At 71.3% G+C, this 2,510-nt stretch carries 4 protein-coding genes; 3 read left to right on the forward strand and 1 reads right to left on the reverse strand.

What is annotated here, in order from left to right:
* On the reverse strand, positions 1–934 hold a 934-nt coding region (locus G6022_RS14530; RefSeq protein ID WP_182691843.1), incomplete at its 3' end, for an ArsA-related P-loop ATPase.
* A gap of 65 nt (positions 935–999) precedes the next feature.
* Here G6022_RS14530 and G6022_RS14535 point away from each other — a divergent pair.
* The 3 genes from G6022_RS14535 to G6022_RS14545 are packed head-to-tail and all read left to right on the forward strand — an operon-like array spanning position 1,000 to position 2,501.
* Complete coding sequence (locus tag G6022_RS14535) at positions 1,000–1,170, forward strand: DUF4177 domain-containing protein (RefSeq protein WP_179524409.1); 171 nt, start codon at positions 1,000–1,002, stop codon at positions 1,168–1,170.
* The gene (locus tag G6022_RS14540; RefSeq protein ID WP_182610978.1) at positions 1,170–1,655 is read left to right on the forward strand and encodes a RidA family protein; all 486 of its coding nucleotides are present in this window, start codon (positions 1,170–1,172) and stop codon (positions 1,653–1,655) included. Before G6022_RS14535 ends, G6022_RS14540 begins: the two co-directional genes overlap by 1 nt.
* A gap of 9 nt (positions 1,656–1,664) precedes the next feature.
* On the forward strand, positions 1,665–2,501 hold the full coding sequence (locus G6022_RS14545; protein WP_182691845.1) for an MBL fold metallo-hydrolase: 837 nt from the start codon (positions 1,665–1,667) through the stop codon (positions 2,499–2,501).
* Positions 2,502–2,510 lie beyond the last annotated feature (9 nt).

Consider the following 2,510-nt stretch of genomic DNA (forward strand, 5'->3'; position numbering starts at 1 on the left):
CGCGGGCGTGTTCGATGGCCTCCACCAGGAGCCCCTGCAGGCCCTCGTCGTCGAGCTCCACACCGGTCTCCTCGAGCCCGGCCAGCACCGCCTCCGCATCGATGTCCTCCTCGGCGATCCGCTGGAGCGCGTCGTCGTCGAGGTGCCTGGTCTCGGCCCGGTTGATGATCACCTGGCCGACCCGCAGGTCGTGCGAACGCAGCTCCTCGATCGCCTCGATGGTCTCCTGGACCGGCAGCGACTCGAGCAGGGTGACCAGGTGGACGACCGTCTGCGGGGAGTGGACCAGCTCGGAGACGGCATCGGCCTGCCGGCGGATGGGCCCGCCGGCGGCCAGGTCGGCCATCGCGGTGGTCACGTCGAGGAACTTGCCGATACGGCCCGTGGGCGGGGCGTCCACCACCACGGCGTCGTACACGACCTCCTTCTTGGCGTGCTGGCGCGTGACGACCTCGTAGATCTTTCCGGTCAGGAGCACGTCCTTGAGGCCGGGGGCGATGGTGGTCGCGAACTCGATCGCGCCCACCGACTTCATCACCTTGCCCACCACCCCGAGGTGGTAGAAGGTGTCGAGGTAGTCGAGCATCGCGGCCTCGATGTCGATGGCCAGCGCGAACACCTTGCCGCCACCGTCCACCCGGGCCACGAGCTCCTCGCGGTACGGCAGCGGGGCGCGGTCGAAGATCCGGGAGATTCCCTGGCGCTCCTCCACCTCGACCAGCAACACACGCTTGCCGGTGGAGGCCAGTGCCAGCGCGAGCGAGGTGGCGACCGTGGTCTTGCCCGTTCCCCCCTTCCCGGAGACGTAGTGGAGGTCTGCGCGGGCGGAGGAGTCGGACCAGCCGGTGGACAGCTGGTCGGCGATGGTCGCCCTCGTCGACTGTGTCCCCTGAGTTCGAGTCGCCTGCGTTCCTGGATTGTCGGTGGACGGCATGCGTTCCACACTAAGCGGTTCCACCAGAGCGCGCGGGCTGCTCTCGACTTCCCTAGAGTGGGGGCATGAGCGAATCCACCTCCGCAGCCCGGTTCGAGTACGCGACCGTCCCGCTGCTCACCCACGCCACCAAGCAGATCCTCGACCAGTGGGGCAGTGACGGCTGGGAGCTCGTGTCCGTGCTGCCCGGGCCCACCGGCGAGCAGCACGTCGCCTACCTCAAGCGCCGGCTCTGATGTCGGAGGGCGAGGGCGGCGGCTACTGGACCCGAAAGCTGGAGCAGCTGGGGATCGAGCTGCCGACCGTGGTCCCCCCGCTGGCCAACTACGTCCCCGCCGTGCGGACGGGGGCGTACGTCTACACCTCCGGTCAGCTGCCGATGGTCGACGGCGCCCTCGCCGCGACGGGCAAGGTCGGAGCCGCGGTCAGTCCGGAGGTCGCCGCCGGTCTCGCCCGGACCTGCGCCCTCAACGCGCTCGCCGCGGTCGACGGCCTGGTGGGCATCGACTCCGTCGTGCGGATCGTCAAGGTCGTCGGGTTCGTCGCCTCGGCGCCGGGCTTCAACGCCCAGCCCGCGGTGATCAACGGCGCCTCGGACCTGCTGGGTGAGGTCTTCGGCGACGCCGGCGTCCACGCACGCTCCGCCGTCGGGGTGTCGGAGCTGCCGCTCGACGCCCCCGTCGAGGTCGAGCTCATCGTCGAGGTCGAGGTCGAGGGTTAGGGACGGACCATGGCGACGTCCGGCGGTCTGGCCCCGATCACGTTCCCCGCGTACGAGACGCTGCGCCCCGTCACCGACCTGGCCGGGGTGATCCTCTGCGACAACCCCTCGGAGATGACCTTCGAGGGGACCAACACGGTCGTGCTGCGGGCCCCGGGATCGCCCACCGCCGTGGTGGTGGATCCCGGGCCGGACGATCGCGCGCACGCCGAGCGGATCGCCGCCATCGTGGGGGAGATCGAGCTCGTCGTCGTCACCCATCGCCACGGGGACCACACCGACGGGATCGACCACCTCCGCGCGCTGACCGGCGCGCCGGTCCGAGCGGTCGGGGAGCGGTACTGCCGCGACGCCGGGCCACTGGTCGACGGCGAGGAGATCCACGCCGCCGGGCTGGACATCATCGTGCTGGCCACTCCGGGGCACACCGCGGACTCGATCAGCCTCGAGGTGCGTCCCGCGGGTGCGGGGTTCACCGCGCCGGCGGACTGCGTGGTACTCGGCGACACGATCCTGGGCCGCGATTCGACGGTCCTGGACTCGACCGACGGCGATCTGGGCGACTACCTGGAGAGCCTCGACCTGCTGGCCGCCCGCGCCGACGGCGTCGTGGGTGTCCCCGGGCACGGGCCGGACGTGGAGAACACCGCGCGCGCGGCCCAGGTGCTCGCCCGACACCGGCGGGACCGGCTCGACCAGATCGTCGCCGCCCGGGAGGAACTCGGCCCCGGCGCGTCCGCCGAGGCCATCACGCAGCACATCTACCGGGACGTCTCGCCGTTCCTGCTCAAGGTGGCCGAGCAGTCGACGCTCGTGGCCCTGCGCTACCTCGACCGCTCCGACTAGCCCGGCGCT

Source organism: Dietzia sp. Cai40, assembly GCF_014145165.1.
In the GTDB taxonomy this organism is placed as follows: Bacteria; Actinomycetota; Actinomycetes; order Mycobacteriales; family Mycobacteriaceae; genus Dietzia; species Dietzia natronolimnaea.